The sequence below is a fragment of the Xenorhabdus beddingii genome, assembly GCF_002127545.1.
Lineage (GTDB): Bacteria > Pseudomonadota > Gammaproteobacteria > Enterobacterales > Enterobacteriaceae > Xenorhabdus > Xenorhabdus beddingii.
Genome location: NZ_MUBK01000002.1, coordinates 124,143 through 144,063 on the forward strand (window position 1 = coordinate 124,143; position 19,921 = coordinate 144,063).

Annotated in this window: 18 protein-coding genes, 1 pseudogene and 1 other annotated feature; of the genes and pseudogenes, 6 read left to right on the forward strand and 13 right to left on the reverse strand. The window is 45.1% G+C overall.

The features are described from left to right. The first annotated feature begins 19 nt into the window (after nt 1–19). Both gndA and yiaY read left to right on the forward strand, forming a co-directional pair. On the forward strand, nt 20–1,426 hold the full coding sequence (gene gndA / locus Xbed_RS01735; protein WP_086111224.1) for an NADP-dependent phosphogluconate dehydrogenase: 1,407 nt from the start codon (nt 20–22) through the stop codon (nt 1,424–1,426). A 655-nt stretch (nt 1,427–2,081) separates the two neighbouring features. Further along, entirely contained in the window at nt 2,082–3,233 is a 1,152-nt protein-coding gene (yiaY, locus tag Xbed_RS01740) for an L-threonine dehydrogenase (protein ID WP_086111225.1), read from the forward strand. Nucleotides 3,234–3,468: 235 nt separating this feature from the next. Here the strand turns inward: yiaY and Xbed_RS01745 are convergent, their stop codons facing one another. Continuing rightward, on the reverse strand, nt 3,469–3,756 hold the full coding sequence (locus Xbed_RS01745) for an ArsR/SmtB family transcription factor (RefSeq protein WP_086111226.1): 288 nt from the start codon (nt 3,754–3,756) through the stop codon (nt 3,469–3,471). A gap of 120 nt (nt 3,757–3,876) precedes the next feature. Between Xbed_RS01745 and Xbed_RS01750 the strand changes: the two genes are divergently transcribed. After that, nucleotides 3,877–4,881 carry a permease gene (locus Xbed_RS01750; RefSeq protein ID WP_086111227.1) on the forward strand — a complete coding sequence of 335 codons (1,005 nt, stop codon included), beginning with the start codon at nt 3,877–3,879 and terminating at the stop codon, nt 4,879–4,881. A gap of 84 nt (nt 4,882–4,965) precedes the next feature. Then, complete coding sequence (locus Xbed_RS01755) at nt 4,966–6,048, forward strand: methyltransferase domain-containing protein (protein WP_086111228.1); 1,083 nt, start codon at nt 4,966–4,968, stop codon at nt 6,046–6,048. Between the two features lie 197 nt (nt 6,049–6,245). On the opposite strand, the gene hisIE is transcribed toward Xbed_RS01755, so the two are convergent. The 9 genes and pseudogenes from hisIE to hisL all read right to left on the reverse strand — a co-directional run bounded on the left by hisIE (nt 6,246) and on the right by hisL (nt 13,612). Beyond that, nucleotides 6,246–6,881, reverse strand: a complete 636-nt coding sequence (gene hisIE / locus Xbed_RS01760; RefSeq protein ID WP_086111229.1) for a bifunctional phosphoribosyl-AMP cyclohydrolase/phosphoribosyl-ATP diphosphatase HisIE — start codon at nt 6,879–6,881, stop codon at nt 6,246–6,248. Next, nucleotides 6,875–7,651 carry an imidazole glycerol phosphate synthase subunit HisF gene (gene hisF, locus Xbed_RS01765; RefSeq protein ID WP_086111230.1) on the reverse strand — a complete coding sequence of 259 codons (777 nt, stop codon included), beginning with the start codon at nt 7,649–7,651 and terminating at the stop codon, nt 6,875–6,877. Before hisF ends, hisIE begins: the two co-directional genes overlap by 7 nt. Then, a complete protein-coding gene (gene hisA / locus Xbed_RS01770) occupies nt 7,633–8,370 on the reverse strand; it encodes a 1-(5-phosphoribosyl)-5-[(5-phosphoribosylamino)methylideneamino]imidazole-4-carboxamide isomerase (protein WP_086111231.1) in 738 nt (245 codons plus the stop codon). The genes hisF and hisA overlap by 19 nt, the downstream gene beginning before the upstream one ends. Before the next feature lie 4 nt (nt 8,371–8,374). After that, nucleotides 8,375–8,962 (reverse strand): imidazole glycerol phosphate synthase subunit HisH, encoded by a 588-nt coding sequence (hisH, locus tag Xbed_RS01775; protein WP_086111232.1) that lies wholly within the window; start codon nt 8,960–8,962, stop codon nt 8,375–8,377. 24 nt (nt 8,963–8,986) lie between these two features. After that, the gene (hisB, locus tag Xbed_RS01780; RefSeq protein ID WP_086111233.1) at nt 8,987–10,054 is read right to left on the reverse strand and encodes a bifunctional histidinol-phosphatase/imidazoleglycerol-phosphate dehydratase HisB; all 1,068 of its coding nucleotides are present in this window, start codon (nt 10,052–10,054) and stop codon (nt 8,987–8,989) included. Continuing rightward, entirely contained in the window at nt 10,051–11,220 is a 1,170-nt protein-coding gene (hisC, locus tag Xbed_RS01785) for a histidinol-phosphate transaminase (protein ID WP_339373807.1), read from the reverse strand. The genes hisB and hisC overlap by 4 nt, the downstream gene beginning before the upstream one ends. Beyond that, nucleotides 11,200–12,504 (reverse strand): annotated as a pseudogene (gene hisD, locus Xbed_RS01790) (histidinol dehydrogenase); the annotation flags it as partial. The gene hisC and the pseudogene hisD, both read right to left, overlap by 21 nt. Nucleotides 12,505–12,509: 5 nt before the next feature. Further along, nucleotides 12,510–13,409 (reverse strand): ATP phosphoribosyltransferase, encoded by a 900-nt coding sequence (gene hisG / locus Xbed_RS01795; RefSeq protein WP_086111234.1) that lies wholly within the window; start codon nt 13,407–13,409, stop codon nt 12,510–12,512. A gap of 57 nt (nt 13,410–13,466) precedes the next feature. Continuing rightward, nucleotides 13,467–13,589, reverse strand: a sequence feature (His leader region). Further along, on the reverse strand, nt 13,565–13,612 hold the full coding sequence (hisL, locus tag Xbed_RS19320) for a his operon leader peptide (RefSeq protein ID WP_139837445.1): 48 nt from the start codon (nt 13,610–13,612) through the stop codon (nt 13,565–13,567). Its footprint overlaps the feature before it by 25 nt. A gap of 277 nt (nt 13,613–13,889) precedes the next feature. On the opposite strand from hisL, the gene Xbed_RS01805 reads away from it, so the two are divergent. Further along, nucleotides 13,890–14,720, forward strand: a complete 831-nt coding sequence (locus tag Xbed_RS01805; protein ID WP_167371858.1) for an SDR family oxidoreductase — start codon at nt 13,890–13,892, stop codon at nt 14,718–14,720. A gap of 3 nt (nt 14,721–14,723) precedes the next feature. Here the strand turns inward: Xbed_RS01805 and Xbed_RS01810 are convergent, their stop codons facing one another. Continuing rightward, the gene (locus Xbed_RS01810) at nt 14,724–15,344 is read right to left on the reverse strand and encodes a glutathione S-transferase family protein (protein WP_086111237.1); all 621 of its coding nucleotides are present in this window, start codon (nt 15,342–15,344) and stop codon (nt 14,724–14,726) included. A gap of 311 nt (nt 15,345–15,655) precedes the next feature. Here Xbed_RS01810 and Xbed_RS01815 point away from each other — a divergent pair, with 311 nt between their 5' ends. Then, on the forward strand, nt 15,656–16,861 hold the full coding sequence (locus Xbed_RS01815) for a serine hydrolase (RefSeq protein ID WP_422641358.1): 1,206 nt from the start codon (nt 15,656–15,658) through the stop codon (nt 16,859–16,861). Nucleotides 16,862–16,949: 88 nt separating this feature from the next. Here Xbed_RS01815 and Xbed_RS01820 read toward each other — a convergent pair whose 3' ends face one another. Both Xbed_RS01820 and ybjG read right to left on the reverse strand, forming a co-directional pair. Continuing rightward, nucleotides 16,950–18,257: an HAAAP family serine/threonine permease gene (locus Xbed_RS01820; protein WP_086111238.1), complete on the reverse strand. Its 1,308-nt coding sequence runs from the start codon at nt 18,255–18,257 to the stop codon at nt 16,950–16,952. Between the two features lie 1,024 nt (nt 18,258–19,281). After that, nucleotides 19,282–19,890: an undecaprenyl-diphosphate phosphatase gene (ybjG, locus tag Xbed_RS01825; protein WP_086111239.1), complete on the reverse strand. Its 609-nt coding sequence runs from the start codon at nt 19,888–19,890 to the stop codon at nt 19,282–19,284. Between the last annotated feature and the right edge of the window lie 31 nt (nt 19,891–19,921).

Here is a 19,921-nt window from a genome sequence, read left to right on the forward strand (position 1 = left end):
TATTAGACGGGAGTTATTCATGTCCAAACAGCAGATCGGTGTTGTCGGTATGGCGGTAATGGGGCGCAACCTGGCGTTGAATATTGAAAGCCGTGGTTACTCTGTATCTATTTTTAACCGCTCCAGTGATAAAACTGATGAAGTTATTGCTGAAAATCCAGGGAAAAAGTTAGTTCCAAGTTATTCCATTGAAGAATTTGTCGATTCGCTGGAAAAGCCACGTCGTATTCTGTTGATGGTTAAGGCGGGTGACGCGACGGATAAAACCATTGCATCACTGACGCCACATTTGGATAAGGGTGACATTCTGATCGATGGTGGCAACACCTATTTTCAGGATACGATCCGTCGTAATCGTGAGCTGTCTGCTCAGGGTTTTAACTTTATCGGTACCGGGGTTTCCGGTGGCGAAGAGGGCGCACTGAAAGGCCCTTCAATCATGCCTGGCGGTCAGAAAGAAGCCTATGAGCTGGTGGCACCCATTCTGAAAGAAATTGCCGCCCAAGTTGATGGCGAGCCTTGCATCACCTATATCGGTGCTGACGGTGCCGGCCATTATGTGAAGATGGTTCACAATGGTATTGAATATGGTGATATGCAGCTCATTGCAGAAGCCTATTCCTTGTTGAAAAATTCACTGGACCTGAGCAATCAGGAACTGGCAGACGTGTTCAGTGATTGGAACCAAGGCGAGTTGAGCAGCTATTTGATCGAGATTACGGCTGATATCTTCCGTAAGAAAGATGAAGAAGGCAACTATCTGGTTGACGTGATTCTGGATGAAGCCGCAAACAAAGGTACGGGCAAATGGACTAGCCAAAGCTCGCTGGATCTGGGTGTTCCCGTGACACTGATTACGGAATCTGTGTTTGCACGTTATATCTCTTCCATGAAAGATCAGCGCGTGGCCGCATCCAAGGTGTTGTCTGGCCCAGAAGCACAGCCATTCAATGGTGATAAAGCTGAATTTATCGAGAAAGTTCGCCGCGCCCTGTACCTGGGTAAGATTGTTTCCTATGCGCAAGGTTTCCAACAACTGAAAGCGGCCTCGGATGAATATAGCTGGGATCTGAACTACGGGGAAATCGCCAAGATTTTCCGTGCGGGTTGTATCATTCGCGCGCAATTCCTACAAAAAATCACCGATGCGTACCGTGAAAACCCGGCTATCGCCAACTTGCTGTTAGCACCTTACTTTAAGCAAATTGCCGATGAATATCAGCAAGCGTTGCGTGATGTGATCTCTTATGGCGTGCAGAATGGGATCCCAACACCGACATTCTCAGCCGCCATTTCTTATTACGACAGCTATCGTTCAGCCGTTTTGCCTGCCAATTTGATTCAGGCTCAACGCGATTACTTTGGCGCGCACACTTACAAACGTACTGATAAAGAAGGCGTGTTCCACACGGAATGGCTGGAATAACCATTAGCTATGTTGATTAGATGTCTAAGTTAGGAACCAGGGCGCTGAATTTTCAGCGCCCTGTTTTTTTAAACGAAAAGTTTTAAATGAAAAGTTTTAACTGAAAAATTTTTAATGAAAAATGTTAATTTGGTCGTTGCTACTTGAGCAACTGTTGTGCAAACCTCTCTAACCAGCTTGCTATCTCAGTATCATGGTAATAAAGAAATGCAGCGAGACTGAAGATAACCAGACCGAGTATTACCAGAACAAAAATATTATTCATATAATAATCGCCCATTATCACCTGGTTAAATTATAGCAAAATGTAAACTTTATTTAAGTTATCTTTATCTTATTGGGTATATTCTTAGAGCTGGCTCCAATCAACCATTTTGCGAAAAGTCATTTTTCGGAAAACAACTTTCTGAGAAGCAACTTTCCGCAAGACAACTTTCCTCAATACAACCCATTTTGATGCAGAGATACGACGGTAGTCTGATGTCCGGCTTTCTCTTACATAAACGCAAAGTCAAAGTGTGTGCCTATTTTTTTCTTCTTTAGATAGGCAATTATTGATTCTGGTCAAAATGACTCAGGCAGATAGATGTCACATTGTCATTCATTTCTCTTGCATTGAAATTTGGGATACCCAGTAAAATCTAAGGAGTTTCAAATGGCAGCATCAACTTTCTTTATCCCGCCAGTGAATAAAATCGGTATGGGATGCATGACTGAATCCGTTGAATTAATAAGAAATTATGGCTACAGACAAGCGTTGATTGTCACTGACCGCGTGCTAAACGAGATTGGTGTTGTTGGAAAAGTACAGGCTTTACTGGCGGATGCAGGGATAAAAAGCGCAATTTATGATGGCACGAATCCTAACCCGACAACCATTAATGTTGAGGATGGATTGAAAATTCTGCGTCAGCATAACTGTGATTGCGTGATCTCTTTAGGAGGTGGTTCACCTCATGACTGTGCAAAAGGCATTGCACTGGTGGCGACCAACGGTGGGGATATTCGTGATTATGAAGGCGTTGATCGTTCCGCTAAACCGCAGTTACCGTTGATTGCCATCAATACGACTGCGGGCACGGCTTCTGAAATGACACGCTTCTGTATTATCACAGACGTTGAACGTCATATCAAAATGGCGATTGTGGATAAACATGTGACGCCTATTTTATCAATCAATGATTCTGTCCTGATGGCAGGGATGCCAAAAGGACTGACCGCCGCAACAGGGATGGACGCTTTGACTCATGCTATTGAGGCTTATGTTTCTACGGCGGCGAACCCTATCACGGATGCCTGTGCCCTAAAAGCGGTGACCATGATTAGCCGCAATTTACGCCGTGCCGTTGAAGAGGGGCATGATGTGGAAGCGCGTGAAAATATGGCCTATGCCCAGTTTTTGGCAGGTATGGCATTCAATAATGCGTCTTTGGGATATGTCCATGCTATGGCGCACCAATTAGGTGGTTTTTATGACTTGCCTCATGGTGTTTGTAATGCCGTTTTACTGCCACATGTACAACGATTCAATACCCAAGTTGCTGCGGCTCGCCTGAAGGATATTGCTGTAGCGATGGGCGTTGATGTAGCCAATCTGAGCGACGGGCAGGGCGCTGATGCCTGCATTCAGGCGATTAGTGAATTGGCACGGGATGTCAATATTCCGGCGGGGTTATCTTCATTGAAGGTAAAAGAGGAAGATTTACCCACATTGGCAACCAATGCGCTGAAAGATGCCTGTGGTTTCACTAACCCGATTCAGGCTTCGCATGAAGAAATTGTCGCTATCTTTAAGGCTGCCATGTGATTCATTGAATAGTGATTTTAATCACTGAATGTCCTAGTAACATTACGATCCACTGACAAGCGCCATTATTTTCTACGGGATTTGTCAGTGGATTGAACTATTTTTTAACGAAATGTCATGTTCTTCCTCTCAGGTTTACTGTGGTTTTATTCCATATACCGGATGAAAATATTGCCTTCTGCTATCACCATTATGCTTTACATAATCCATATGATTGTTTGGTGAAGTGTTCGAGCTAAATCCCTACACAACATTCTTCTTGCAAGAAGTTGATCAGATTTCCCAAGTGCTGATACTCAGGTATACATACAATAGTACGGCTGTATTTCTCTTGACGGATGAGTCCGACCTTCACCATACGGTTGAGATGATGTGACAGCGTTGAAGGGGGAATATCCAAAGCTTTCTGAATTTCCCCTACCGAGGCTCCCTTATGGCCAGCCTTAACTAAAAACCGGAATATAGCTAATCGGTGACAATTCCCCAGCTCAGCCAGACTTGCTGCGACTTCTTCATGTTTCATACGCGTCTCTAAACCCAAAATTCTATGTTTCTAGAAATATACTTGACAGGAATTGTAATGGCAATCTATCATCCTTATTGTTTCCATAATACTAGAATTATAGATATATAAGGATCTGGTATGTCTTCTCAATTACAAGAAACCCTAAACATGTTTGTCTTCCTTGCCATAGAGTTATCAGCCTTGTTTATTGGTATCAGTTTGTTGGTTGGTATTCTCCAGCGGCATATACCTCCATCCAAGGTAGAAGCGTTACTGAGTTCTAACCGGAAAAGGGGCTATTTTCTGGCTGCTGCTCTCGGATCTATCACTCCTTTCTGTAGTTGTTCGACTATTCCTATGTTGAAAGGGCTAATTCGTGCTAAAGCTGGTTTTGGTCCAATGATGGTATTTTTATTTTCTTCCCCGCTATTGAACCCCATCATCGTTGTCTTGTTTGTTGCTACTTTTGGTCTGACACTAACAGCTATTTACGTATTATCTGCCTTTCTGGTCTCATTGGGTGCCGGATGGTTGCTACAAATATTGGGATTTGAACGTTATGTACGCCACGAAGAGACATCTGGTTGCGGAGTTTCTGGGAGTAGTTGCAACGTTAAGCCAGTGATATCAAACAATCGTGAATCAATGGCCGCTCCCTGTTGTTCCGCTACCCAGATGACCACGCAATCTACAGGTTGCTGCGATAGCCAAACCACTCAAGCGGCTCGTCCAAAAAGCAAGTATAGCGGTCTGTGGCAGGAAGCTTGGGCCGATTTTAAGAATGTACTCCCTTATTTATTTATCGGTATAGCAATAGGCAGTGTGATCTATGGCTATATTCCTACCAGTCTGCTTGAAAAATATGCTGGATCGGATAATCCGTTTGCTATCCCAGTTGCTGCTGTCATTGGAGTACCCCTGTATCTTCGCGCCGAAGCTTTGATACCGCTTTCAGCCGCGTTGATGACGAAAGGGGTCAGTGCCGGAGCGATTCTGGCGTTAATTATCGGTAGTGCTGGCGCCAGCCTGACTGAGCTAATTTTATTACGCTCCCTATTCACATTTAAACTCTTAGCGGCCTTTGTCGCTGTTATCCTTACTATGGCCATGATCGCAGGTTATGTGGCCTTACTATTTTTCTGAATGTTTACCAAATAAACGTATTAAGCCGATCGTTATTAGAATTATGTCAGGACTAAGGTTGAATTTTGTTAGAGGAATAGGATGATGAAAACCAAAGAACAACAATTGTCTCAGCGAGTTGAAAATGTACAAAATTACTATGGTACAACGCTTTCGAGCAAGGAAGACTTGGTAACGAATGTTTGTACTGTAGATGAACCACCTTCTGATGAGATCAAAACGATACTAAAGGCAGTCCATCCAGATGTGCAGCAGCGTTTTTATGGCTGTGGTGCGCCTTTTCCTCCTTTACTGGCTGGATCAACCGTGTTGGATTTAGGTTGTGGTGGTGGGCGAGATTGTTTCATTTTATCTAAGCTGGTAGGGCCAGAAGGAAAAGTTATCGGTGTAGATACGACTCTTAAGCAAATTGAATTTGCCAAGAGTTACATCGAATATCACCGGGAAGCCTATGGCTATAACGAAAGTAATGTACATTTTATACACGGCAATATTGAATCCTTGGATCGACTCAATTTACCGCCAAATAGTGTTGATGTTATCGTCTCCAATTGTGTCATTAACTTAGCTGCTGCAAAATCTGATGTGCTTCAGGGCATGGTTCGGTTGCTCAAACCGGGTGGAGAAATTTATTTTGCTGATATTTTCTCTGATCGCAGACTCTCCCAAGCGTTGAAAAATGATCCATTGCTGATTGGAGAATGTATTGGTGATGTATTGTATTATGGCGATTTTGTGCGAATAGCGCGTGATGCAGGTTTTCGGGATATACGAATTATTGCAAGCAATTTAAAGACTATTCGCAACAAATGTATTGAGGAAAAACTAGGGAGTACAAGATTGTATTCAATGACTCTCAGGTTATTCAAGATTGATCTAGAAGATAGTTGTGAAGATTATGGTCAAGTCGCCATATACAAAGGTAATCTCCCTGATGCCCCGACTCACTTTATGTTTGATCAAGAACATGTATTTGAAACAGGGAAAGCGATACCAATATGTCGAAATACAGCAGATATTATTTGCAAAAGCCGATACCATAACTTATTTAGTGTGATTGGTGAAGGCCGTACACATTATGGAATTTTTAACTGTGGAACAGCTTCAAGCAACTCTGCTGTCTCAGTTGAAGTTCCCATAATCTCACCAGGTGGTTGTGGCTGCTAAATAGAGTCAATAGGATTCTCTAATTATCACTGACAATGGGTTGACAATTTGCTTAGGTGTTTTGAGTAGCAGAACTTGAATAGCCACATTATTGTTGTGATATCCCATCTCAGAGATAAAAGATTATCTAATAGAACAGTGAGAAGCCACTTCGTACATATAGCTTGGAGAAGTGGCTGTTATTCCTGTATCGAAAATCACTCTTTGGCTGAATGCCGTTGCCGTAATTGGTGAATGATATTGCTGAGGTTGAGATCTTGATCCTGTAGCAAAACCAATAAGTGATAAATTAAATCTGCGGCTTCGTTGGTTAACTCTTCTCTGTTATTCACTGTGGCTGCCAATGCGGTTTCTACACCTTCTTCCCCCACTTTCTGGGCGATGCGTTTTGTTCCACTGGCATATAAACGGGCGGTATAGGAACTGTCCGGTGAGGCATTTTTTCGGCTGGCCAGCAGTTGCTCCAACTGATAGAGGAAACCCCAGTCGGTTTGTACTGAGGCAAAACAGCTTTCAGTACCTTGATGGCAGGTTGGGCCAATCGGGTCCACAAGAGCGAGCAGGGCATCGTTATCACAATCAGGATAAATACTGACCAGATTCAGAAAATGACCGGAACTTTCGCCTTTTGTCCATAACCGCTGTTTGGTACGGGAAAAAAAGGTCACTTTGCCTGAACTGAGGGTGACATTCAGTGCTTCCTGATCCATGTAACCCATCATTAAGACGGTTCCGGAGATGGCATGTTGGACAATGACGGGCATCAGGTTATCCACTTTTTTCCAATCCAGTTTTTCGATCTCTTGTGCGGTTAATTGTCGCGCTGTCAACATATTCTAACCTCGACGTTCTGTGTAGTCAGATATTGCTTAAGTTCACCAATATTGATGATTTGTTTGTGAAAAACGGAGGCCGCTAAAGCACCATCAACATTGGCAAGTTTAAACGCATCCCGAAAATGTTCTGGTGCACCCGCGCCGCCGGAGGCGACCAGTGGCACCGAACAGATTTCGCGTACCTGTTGCAGTTGTGTGAGATCATAACCATTGCGGACACCATCCTGATTCATCATATTCAGCACGATTTCACCGGCACCGCGCTGTTGGACTTCTTTAACCCAATCCAATGTCTGCCAGTGGGTTGCGGTTGTGCGCTTTTCATCACCGGTAAACTGGTAAACCTGATAAGTGTTGGTTTCCTCATCAAACCAGGTATCAATACCGACGACGACACACTGGACTCCGTAGCGTTCAGCCAGCCGGTTAATTAAACTCGGATCGGTAAGTGCCGGGGAATTAATGGAAATTTTATCTGCCCCGAACGATAAAATTTGCCCTGCTTCTTCGACGGTTTTAATCCCCCCTGCCACACAGAAAGGAATGTCGATGACTTCAGCCACTTTTGCCACCCAGCTTTTATCCACGACACGCCCGTCGGAAGAGGCGGTGATATCGTAAAACACCAACTCATCCGCACCTTCTTGGGCATAGCGTTGTGCGAGCGGCACGATATCACCGATAATTTCATGATTACGGAATTGGATGCCCTTGACGACTTGCCCATCACGGACATCCAGACAGGGAATTATGCGTTTTGCCAACATTGGATAGCCTCCGTCAGGGTAAATTTGTCTTCCAGTAATGCGCGCCCGACAATCACACCCGCCACCCCGGATGCAGGCAGAGGCGAAATATCGGCGAGGCTGCCAATACCGCCAGAAGCCTGAAATTGGATGTGTGGATATTGTTGGCTGATTTCTTGATAGAGCGCGATATTGGTGCCGTTTAATGTACCGTCACGGGAAATATCGGTACATAACACCTGTTTTAGCCCGACGGGAAGATATTGCTCAATGACAGACTCAAGAGTGGCATGGCTGTTTTCCTGCCAGCCACTGATGGCAACTTGTTTAATCCCGTCGGCACTGATGCGGACATCCAAAGCCAGTACAATCGATTCTGCCCCGTATCGTTGAAACCACTGTTTGACGGATTCAGGCTGAGTAATTGCCGTCGAGCCAATGACAACCCGGCTGGCACCGGCTTCAAGCAGTGCCTTGACATCATTTTCTGAACGAATGCCGCCACCGACTTGAACCGGAACCGTCAGCTTACCCAGTAGCTTTTTCAACAGGGTGAGCTGACGTTTGCTGGGATCTTTGGCTCCGGTAAGATCGACTAAATGCAGTAACTTGGCACCGTCCCGCTCATATTGTTGCAAGCGCGAAAGTGGAGAGTTGCCATAATCCCGACGCTGATCGTAATCCCCCTGATGCAAACGCACTACGTTGCCGTCGATTAAATCTAATGCAGGTATAATCATGCGGTTACATCTCCAAAAAGTTTTTCAGTAATTGTGAGCCTGCTGCGCCTGAACGTTCAGGGTGGAATTGCACACCAAAAAAATTGTCTTTTGCAATGGCACTGCTGAATGTCTTGCCATAGGCCGTTTGAGCAATCGTATATTCCCCGATGGGCAATGCATAACTATGAACAAAATAGAAACGGGCATGATCGGCAATATGACGAAACAGGGGATGTCCTTTTTGTGCCGTCACCTGGTTCCAGCCCATATGTGGCAACGGCAGATCGGCGGTCACCATTTTTTCGACGGGCGCTTCAATTAATTTGAGCAAGGGGATGTTACCTTCCGCACTGATGTCGGCCAATAATTGCATGCCGAGGCAAATGCCCAGTACGGGTTGGGACAGCGAACTGATTAATGGGATTAATTGGCGTTGCCCCAGTTGGGCCATTGCCGCAGTCGCCGTACCCACACCGGGCAGAAACAGCTTATCGGCTGAACGCACGATATTGGCGTCTGAGCTGATCAGGGGTTCATAACCTAACCGGCGGATGGCATAAGCAACAGAAGCGAGGTTAGCACAGCCTGTATCCAGAATAACAATCTTCATCATGACTTCCTTTATTGCATTCCCTTATAAAACACCTTTGGAGCTGGGCAAGGTATCGCCTTCTATGCGAATGGCTTGCCGCAATGTCCGGCCGAAGACTTTGAACAGGCTTTCGGCCCGATGATGGTCATTCTTGCCTTTGGTTTTCAGGTGCAAGGTACATCCCATGGTGTAGGAGAGGGAGCGGAAAAAATGTTCGATCATTTCTGTGCTTAAATCTCCGACCCGCTGGTGTTTAAACTCCGCTTTATATTCAAGGTGCGGACGACCGGAAATATCTAAGGCACAGCGGGCCAGGCATTCATCCATGGGTAATGTAAAGCCAAAACGGGCAATGCCGCGTTTATCCCCCAATGCTTGCTTCAACGCTTCCCCCAGCGCCAAACCGGTATCTTCTACGGTGTGGTGATCATCAATATAGAGATCGCCCTTGACGTGTATATTCATGCGGAATCCGCCGTGGGTTGCAATCTGATCCAGCATATGATCAAAGAAACCAACACCGGTGTTGATACAACTGCCACTTTCGCGATCCAGCCAAATTTCAATATTGATAGCGGTTTCTTTGGTTTTTCGCTCAACCTGCGCATGACGATCTTTGCGGGTCAACTCCGCACAAATGGCTGACCAGCCCCGTGATGCGGGGTGATAGCGAATGCCCTTAATGCCCATGTTTTGGGCTAATTGCAAGTCAGTTTCCCGATCACCGATGACATAACTGTTTTCTGCATCAATGGCCTCTGCCGACAGATATTTTTCTACCAAACCCAGCTTGGGTTTGCGGCAATCGCAGTTATCTTCGGGTTTGTGTGGACAGATCAACACGTCTTCAAACCGGATGCCTTGTGAAGTGAAAACTTGCATCATCAGGCTATGCGGCGGCGCAAAATCCGCTTGTGGAAAACTGGCTGTACCCAGTCCATCCTGATTAGTGACCATCACCAGTTTGTAACCTGCTTTTTGCAGCGATAGCAGGGCCGGGATCACCCCGGCTTCGAAAAACAGCTTATCAAGGCGATCGACCTGATAATCGCTGGGTGGTTCAGTAATCAGGGTTCCATCACGGTCAATAAAAAGCAGTTTCTGGCTCATGGATTTTCAGTTTCCTTGATGTGTTGCGTCTGTCTGGAAAGTAGATTGATGGCACTGACCACCTGTTCACATTCGCTCCGGCTACCAATGGTTATGCGCAGGCAATGCTCCAATCCCGGTTGTTTTCGCTGATCACGCAAGATGATCCCTTGATCCCATAACGTCTTGAATACCCTTTCTGCATCGGTGAATTTCACTAAAATATAGTTAGTTTCGCTCGGAAATACGTTTTCAACCAATACCGATTTACTGAGTTCTTGCTGAAGATAAGTCCGGTTACTGACAATTTCTTCCACCCGATTTCTCATGGTCTGAATGCCCGTTTCCGTCAACGCCTGAGCTGCGATATCCGCGACAGGTGTGGCAAGTGGGTAAGGGGCAATCACTTTTAGCATCAGCGTGATGATATCGGCAGAAGCCAACGTAAATCCACAGCGTAATCCAGCCAAAGCAAAAGCCTTCGATAAGGTTCGCAAAATAACCAGATGAGGATAGTCTTGCAGCCAACGCGTGGTAGCATAGGTGGCAGCGTGTTGCGGACAAAATTCGATGTAGGCTTCATCAATGGCAACAATCGCCCGGTTGCGGGTGAGTTCAAGGAGTTGACGCAATGCCGCAGGCTCAACCAAGTTGCCCGTGGGGTTGTTGGGGCTACAGATATAAATAAGTTTGACGCGATCCAGATTATTTTTGATGGCGGCAATATCGGGTTGCCAGTTGGCGCTGACAGGGATCTTTTTTTGCTCTACACCGAAGGTTTCTGCGCTAACACTGTACATGCCATAGGTTGGCGGGCAAAACAGGACGGCATCACGGCCGGGTTCACAAAAAACCCGGATCAACAGTTCGATGGATTCATCCGCACCACGGCTGACAAGGATTTGTTCCGGTTGTAGGCCCGCGTAATGTGCATAGCGTTGGATAACCGAGGCCGGTTGACATTCAGGATAGCGATTGAGCGTCTTTTCGCTCAGTTGGAAATCGGGGGCGGTGGGGTATTCATTTGCATTTAGCCAAATATTCCCATTCCCCCCCAAACGACGGGCAGACATATAGGGGACGAGTTGACGAACATTTTCTCTTGCCAGTGTATTGATATCAAAAAGGGTACTCATGATTGATCCTGGGCCTTGTGATCTCAGGTCTGAGTTATTCAGAGCCGCCATGCGTAATGTCACCGCATTTTTGTGTGCGATGAGTTGCTCTGCCTGTGCCAGTGTTTCGATCGTGGGAGCGAGGTTTCTTAACCCTTGGGGGGTGAGTTTCTGCACGGTCATTCTCTTCAGAAAATCCGCCAGACCGAGGCTGGAATAGGTTGAAGTATAGCCATAGGTCGGCAGAACATGATTGGTGCCAGAAGCGTAATCCCCTGCCGATTCCGGCGACCAGTCGCCAAGGAAAATGGAGCCGGCACTGGTAATCTGTTCTACCCATTGTTCAGGCTGGCGGGTTTGAATGATCAAATGTTCCGGGCCGTATTGGTTGCTGATCTCCACACATTGGATGAGATCTTTTGTAATGATGATCCGGCTGGACTGCAGGGCTTGGATTGCTATTTGCTGGCGTGGCAATACCGAGAGCTGAATTTCAATTTCACGGATGACTTGTTGAGCAAAGTCTTCGTCAGGAGTGACCAGTATGACTTGGGAGTCGGGGCCGTGTTCCGCCTGAGAAAGTAAGTCTGCTGCGGTAAATACGGGGTTGGCTCCGTGATCAGCGATAACCAGTACCTCTGATGGACCTGCGGGCATGTCAATGGCGGCGCCGTCAATGCGTTGACTGATTTGTCGTTTGGCTTCTGTGACCCATGCGTTGCCGGGGCCAAAGATTTTGTCGACTTTGGGAACGGAGTCGGTGCCGAATGCCATTGCCGCAATGGCTTGTGCCCCACCAATCTGGAAAATTTCAGTGATCCCACACAGTTGTGCCGCATAGAGAATTTCATCGGCAATGGGCGGGGGAGAGCACAGGATGACTTTACGGCAACCTGCAATATGGGCGGGCGTGCCGAGCATTAATACCGTTGAAGGCAGGGGAGCCGAGCCGCCGGGAATATAGAGTCCGACTGAATCTATGGGGCGGGTGATTTGCCGGCAACGAACGCCCGGTAGTGTTTCGACGTCGATCTCGACGGGCTTTTGAGCCTCGTGGAACTGGCGGATGTTATCCATAGCCTGTTTCATGGCCTGTTTAATCTCTGGTGTCAGGCGATTGACAGCTAAATCCACTTCACTGGCAGAAATCTGGATGGTTTCAACCCTTGTTTTGTCGAAGCGCAGGCTGAAATCTTGTAGCGCCTGATCACCCCCTGTTTTTACCGTTTCCAGAATGTGTTTAACCGTGCCGGCAATATCTTCTGATGCCGCAACCGCAGGGCGTGTCAGCAACGTTTTTTGTTGCTCTGGGGAACATTCTGGCCAGCGGATGAGGGTTTTAAAATCAGCGTTCATCAAAGTCACTCCATCATTTTCTCAATGGGCAGAACAAGAATGGAACTCGCGCCCAATGCCTTGAGTTTTTCCATCGTTTCCCAAAACAGTGTTTCACTACTGACCATGTGCATCGCTACGCGATTTTGTGCACCGGCAAGCGGCAAAATAGTGGGGCGTTCGGCTCCCGGCAACAGGGAGATAATTTCTTCCAGCTTATCACTGGGAGCGTGCAGCATGATGTACTTGGATTCTCGTGCCTGAATGACGCCCTGAATGCGCAGCATAAGTTTGTCGATGAGCTGTTGTTTGGCCTCTGGCATCTCCCCGTCACGTTGGATCAGGCAGGCTTTTGAACGGTAAATGACGTCCACTTCCCGTAATCCGTTGGCTTCCAGCGTCGCGCCGGTTGAGACTAAATCACAAATGGCATCCGCTAGCCCGGCACGGGGGGCAACTTCGACAGAGCCATTGAGGAGACAGGATTTGAAACGTATGCCTTTTTGATCCAAATAACGTTTCAATAAGTGTGGGTAAGAGGTGGCGATACGGGCGTCTTGCAGACATTCCACCCCGGTATATTCGTAATCAAAGGAAGCGGCGAGGGAGAGGCGGCAATCACCAAAATCGAGGCGGCGCAATGTTAAATAACGGGGATCTTCCCCCTGTGCCCGACGAGTCAGTAATTCTTCTTCAAGGACGTTTTCACCGATAATGCCTAAATCGACAACGCCATCCATAACCAGGCCGGGAATATCGTCGTCGCGGACGCGCAGGATGTCGATGGGCATATTTTCGGCGAATGCAATCAGGCGCTGTTGCTGTAAATTGATTTTGATCCCACAGCGCGCCAGTAATGTTCTGGAATCGTCACTAAGGCGGCCTGATTTCTGAATGGCTATTCGTAAGCGTGTTTTATCTAGCATGTTGTGTTTCACCCTATCTCAATATTCGGTCAGTATTTAAAAGTCGTAGAAAACAGAAACAAAAAACCCCCGGAAAATCTTCCGGGGGTTTTTTGTCGTATTCATGCCACCGGAAGACGGGTTAAATGTCTTCCAGCACACAGCAGCCTGAAAGACTAGTCAGGATGATGGTGATGATGATGGCTGAATTGAATACGGTTCATAATATGAAAACTCTCTGCGTCTATGTTTGTTCGATATCGATGTTCGATGTTATGTTCAGTGCTATTTTTATAAGGATGGGTTGCTTGCTGTTTAACCTATCCGATTTTATGTATGAAAAGCAAACTTTTTTTAAACAAAGGTATTTATTTTTTGTTAATTAATTGTTTTTTATAATAAATAAGCGTGGTTGTTATTAGGGAAATATATGGTTAATGTTAGTTATAGCCATATATTGGTCTAGCAATCAAAATCATATCGGCCTTGGGGAGAGTTATGGTGAGAAAAGTTTCCATTATCGGATTAGGCTGGTTGGGGATGCCATTGGCACAAGCACTGCAAAGCAGTGGCCTGCAGGTCGTTGGGAGTAAAACAACGCCGGATGGTGTTGAAGCGGCATGTATGTGTGGTGTGGATTGCCTCTCATTGAAATTGACCCCTCAAATTGTCTGTGAAATGGATGATCTTGAACAATTAATGTCCGTCGATGTGCTGGTTTTGACTTTACCTGTTAGTGGTATCGCGGGTGGGGGTGGAGAGTATGTTAAAGCTGTGCAACTGATTGTCGATACGGCACTTTCATACGCGGTTCCACGCATTATTTTTACCAGTTCCACGTCCGTTTACGGTTCATCTGCCGGTTATCTTAATGAAGATCAACCATTGTCCCCTGAAACACAATCAGCAAAGGCATTGGTTGAGTTGGAGAATTGGTTGCACCAGCTACCCAATACTTCGGTGGATATATTACGTTTGGCTGGCTTGGTCGGTAACGGGCGACATGCGGGGCGTTTTCTTGCCGGGCGCAAGGCCATTGAGGGCGGTGAAAATGCGGTAAATCTGGTTCATCAGGATGATGTTATTTCCGCCATCAAGCTCTTGATCCGGCAACCCAAAGGCGGGCATGTTTATAATCTGTGTGCGCCGGTCCATCCCAAAAGATCAGAATTTTATCCGTTAGTCAGCCAGCAACTGGATTTAATACCGCCAGAATTTTTACAGCCGGAACATCAGGAAAGTGAAAGTAAAGTGGTTGATGGTAGCAGGATCTGTCGAGAACTGGGTTTTGAGTATCAGTTCCCAGATCCCGGTAGAATGCCAATGAGCTAATAATTAACTGATTTCGATCATAACAATCTTTTTAAAAGCCGGTCTTTCGGTCAGGCATTGATACCAGCGCGCTAAGTTTGGCAGAGAAGGGCGAGTTATCCCGGTGTTTAACCATAAATACACCAGTGGGGCCAGCGCGATATCGGCCATGCCAAATTTGGCACCGGAAAGGTATGGTTGGCTGCTGAGTGTGTTATCGACAATTTTCAGTAACTGTGCAATTTCTGCTAAAGTTTGGCTGATGATTTTCGGGTCACGTTGCTCTTCTGGTGTTCTGATAAAACTGATCATGAACTGTTTAATGGGAGGAAATAGATTGCAACCGACCCAATCCATCCATTTTTCAATGCTGGCTCTTTCTTGAAGATCGGCGGGGTAAAGGCTATCTTTGCCGAATTTGGCTGCAATGTAACGTACAATCGCATTTGATTCCCATAAAATAAAATCGCCCTCCTGCAAACAAGGGATCACGGCATTCGGGTTCATGCGCAGGTATGCCGGTTCGTTAAGTTTGCCAAACTTCCCGCCAACATCAATTTGTTGATATGGCACGTTTAATTCTTCCAAACACCAAAGGACTTTTTTCACATTTGATGAGTTCTTACGACCCCAGATGGTTAGCATCGTGTTCTCCTTATGTCAGGTCATTCCGAATTATCGATAATATGATAACAAAATCAGGTCAATGACAAGAAAATCTTTACGTTATTGGGTTGGAGTCTTCGCTTATAACATCCTATATTAATAGAGTTTTTATGTTTACTTTGTCGGTATCAATGACATTTCAAAATGGTAGGGCACGTCCTTACTCCCCCGCCCTGTGGTGAGTAAGGGATCTTCAGGATTTTCAGTGTGTCACTATTTATGAAAAGGCATTGATACCAAGTTGGATAGTAAAGAACACGTTGGATAGTGAAGAAAAAGGGCGAATGATGATGAAAAAAAGACGACAGACACCGGTAATAAAATCTTTTGCTGTTGGCTTGAGTGTTTTTTGGTTGGCGAGCGTCAATGTATATGCGATGGATGAACCCGCCGCACCTGAAATTGATGCGAAAGCCTATGTATTGATGGATTATGCCAGCGGAAAAATTCTGGCCTCAAATAATGCGGATGAGCGGTTAGATCCGGCAAGTTTAACCAAAATGATGACCAGCTATGTGATTGGGCAAGCGATCAAATCAGGGAAAATCGGTACAGAGGATATGGTAACCGTGGGCAAAGATGCCTGGGCGACGGGGAATCCAGTACTGAAAGGCTCATCCCTCATGTTTTTGAAACCCGGGGACAGAGTCAAGGTTATTGATCTGAACCGTGGTATTGTGATCCAGTCCGGTAATGATGCCAGTATTGCCCTTGCTGATTATGTGGCTGGCAGTCAGGACGCTTTCGTTGATTTAATGAATAAATACTCAAAAACACTGGAATTGACAAACACCCATTTTAAAACTGTCCATGGTCTGGATGCGGCTGGGCAGTACAGTACCGCCCGTGATATGGCACTCTTAAGTCAGGCCATGATCCGTGATGTGCCGGAAGAGTATGCGCTGAACAAAGAGAAAGAATTCACGTTTAACAATATTCGTCAGCCTAATCGTAACCGTTTATTGTGGATTAAAAGCATGAATGTGGATGGGGTGAAAACCGGACACACCAGCGGTGCAGGCTATAATCTGGTTGCATCGGCAACGGAAGGATCAATGCGTCTGATTTCGGTCGTTTTGGGGGCCCCTAGTGATCGGATGCGTTTTTCTGACAGCGAAAAACTTTTGTCATGGGGATTTCGTTTTTATGAATCGGCGACCCCACTAAAAGCCAGTGATACGCTGGTGACGGAAAAAGTATGGTATGGGACTCGTTCAGAGGTGGCATTGGGAGTAGAAAAAGATGCTGCGGTGATGGTTCCTCGCGGGCAGTCAGGCAACTTAAAAGCCAGTTTTACCCTGAATCAGACATCCCTTGACGCACCATTGGCGAAGGATCAGGCCGTGGGAACCGTGAATTTTATTCTGAATGATAAAGTGATTGATCAACGTCCATTGGTCGTTAAAGAGGCCGTAGAAGAAAGTGGTTTCTTGGGGCGGATGTGGGACTTCATTGTAAAAACCGTGACGGGCTGGTTTAGTTCGATTTTCAGTTAAATGATTTCAATGAAAAAATGCCAGCCACCGAAAGGTTGGCTGGCATTTTTTAGGGCTGCCATCAAAGAAAGCAGCCCCTGAGTGTTGATTACATGACTGAATAGATAGCCGCAGAAATGGCAATTGAACCGGTTAAAACAACAAAGATATTGCTTGTCTTACCTGCATATTTGCGCATAGCTGGAACTTTGCTGATAGCATACATTGGCATGATGAACAGGATCATGGCGATGATTGGCCCACCCAGTGATTCGATGATATTCAGGATACTTGGGTTCAAGGTAGCCACGGCCCAGGCACTTATCAACATGAATACACTAGTGATACGATTCAGCGTTTTGTGCTGAAGCGTTTTTCCTTGCGTGTTGATCAGCGCCTTATTGATAATACCGTTGAAACCTTCACGCGCACCCAGATAATGGCCGAGGAAAGATTTGGTAATGGCAATGAAAGCGATGAGTGGAGCAATGTATTCAATGGTAGGTACACGGAAGTGGTTAGCCAGATAAGACAGAATAGTAATGTTCTGTGCTTTCGCTTCTGCCAGATTTTCAGGTGAAAGGCTCAGTACGCAACTGAAAACGAAGAACATGACGGTCAGAACCATCATGATGTGAGCATAGGCCAAAATACGTGAGCATTTTTTCTCTGCATTTTCACCGTACTCTTCACGTTTTGCCACCGCAAATGCAGAGATGATGGGAGAGTGGTTGAAAGAGAAAACCATGACAGGGATCGCCAGCCACAGAGTGAACAGCAGGCCATTACTACTGGTTGAAGACATCGCGCTGTCCAGCGACAGGGTATCGAAGATAGCGGTGTTCCAATGAGGGATCAGATACACGGCCAGCAGCATTAAAACAGTGACGAATGGAAATACCAGTACGCTCATGGCCTTGACGATGGTTTTCTCACCGAAACGAATAATGCTCATGACACCGAGAAGCAATACGAGTGCCAGTAATGCGCGGGGTGGGGCATCTATTTGTAGCTGGTTAACGATAAAACTTTCTACCGTGTTGGTCAGCGCAACGCTGTAAACCAGCAGGATAGGGTAAATAGCAAAGAAGTAGAGGATAGTGATCAGAAAGCCGGCCACTTTACCGAAATGTTCTTCTACCACGCCGGTGATATCTTCACCACTGCTTTTGCCGGATAAAACAAAACGACACATCCCACGGTGAGCAAAAAATGTCATGGGAAGAGCGAGGATCGCCATGATGATGAGAGGGATCAAACCACCAATGCCAGCATTGATGGGAAGAAACAAGACACCAGCGCCGATGGCTGTGCCATATAATCCCAACATCCATACAGTATCTGATTTACGCCAGGTAGCATGATCGCTTGTACTGGAAACCGAGGATGCGATTACACCTGATTGAGATGTGTCCATAAATATCTCCGAAATAACACGGTAAAGTAAAATTTAAAAACTGCTAAACCCGCACATTAATTAAATGCGCGAGTTGAATTTTTATATGAATAATAAGTTGTCAGATATTATGTTGATGTTTATCTAAACGTTTTATTACTACATTAATAATTTGGTCAAAATGTGCTCACTTGAAACACCGGGGCGGCAACTCTCTTGCGCTGTATTTTCGATGCCTAAATCAAAAAGTTTAACTCCTGACTTTTGGTAGGGAAAATATAGTTATTTTCAGTGAAATGTACCGTGATCACTCTCGCAATTGCAAGATTTATATAAAAAAGGGAAAATGTTATCAAGTTTTATCAGAGTGTTAATTAAATATTAAATAAAATAGGATGAAAGACTTGGCAAATGGCATATCATTATTTTTGTTTTAAATTCTCATATCTACCCCTATTATCATTCAATAATATTTACATATTAACAAGGCTTTCTGTTTTTGATTAATGCAGATTTAAATAGATATAATTGATGTTAATGTCCTTATTTATAAATTTTCATTTTACATTGACGTATTATCAATTTATTGATTTTTAAGGAAAATATAAGAACACTTTCATCATTGAATATAATGTATTTTCCTTGTTTACGACTTCATTTTTATTGATTATTTATTAATGATTTGGTCATTCTTAGTCATCCGTTGTGTATAAGGTTTATCCACTAACGCTATGTTTATGAAGAAATGGTAATCATTTTATAGCTATATATTGTTAAATATAACGGAGGGTTTTATTCTGCTATTTGAGTAGGTTATATCGAGTAACATAAATGTTAAAAAATAATTTGAATAAAATAAAGCCTTATATTTATCAAGGTTACCGAGTTTAAGCTGAATCGAGTGGCATTTAAGATTTAGGATGTAAAATGTCAATACCCGCTGGAAATTCATGGTTAGCATGAATTTCCAGCGATATGTTTATGCTTCCATTTTTCAATTGTTGCACTGCAAGTTGCAATCTATTCAATATATATTGAGATTTGATTAATTTTTTACCAATCCCTTTCGAATCAAGAAAGCACAACAGAATTGATAAAGACGGATAAGTTTGCTTTGTAAGCATTCCCCGTACAACCCCCAAAATATTTGGGAGAAAGCACATCCCAACAGACTGACTAAAAATGCCCCAACCATATCAATCGGCCAGTGTACACCCACATAAACACGAGACCAGGTAATGGCACAGGCAACCGCCATCAGGCATAAACCTGACCAAATTCGATGCCAGAAGATAAATGCTAATGCGAAAGTGAATACGGCTGTGCCATGGTTACTGGGAAAAGATTCCGTAGGGGCATGATAAAGGAAATTGTAGCCAAAGCCTTCAACGAACGGTCGGGCATGTGGGGCGAATGTTCCAATGACATAGGATGCCGTTATGCCAAAGGCAAAAGCAATGCAGGATTTACTGACAACCGCGCGTTGATGTGTGATGGCTTCTTCTTTACCCCAAAGCCAGCAAACAGCCAAGGTGATGGGGAAAATAAAGACTAAGTATTTCGCGATAAAGACCGCAAGCGAGATCATTGCTGGTGATGAATCTGGCGTTGCATTGATAAAAATAAATAAATTATGGTTAAGTCGTTCTAGCAAAGTAAGCCTCACAAACGCGATATTTACGTAA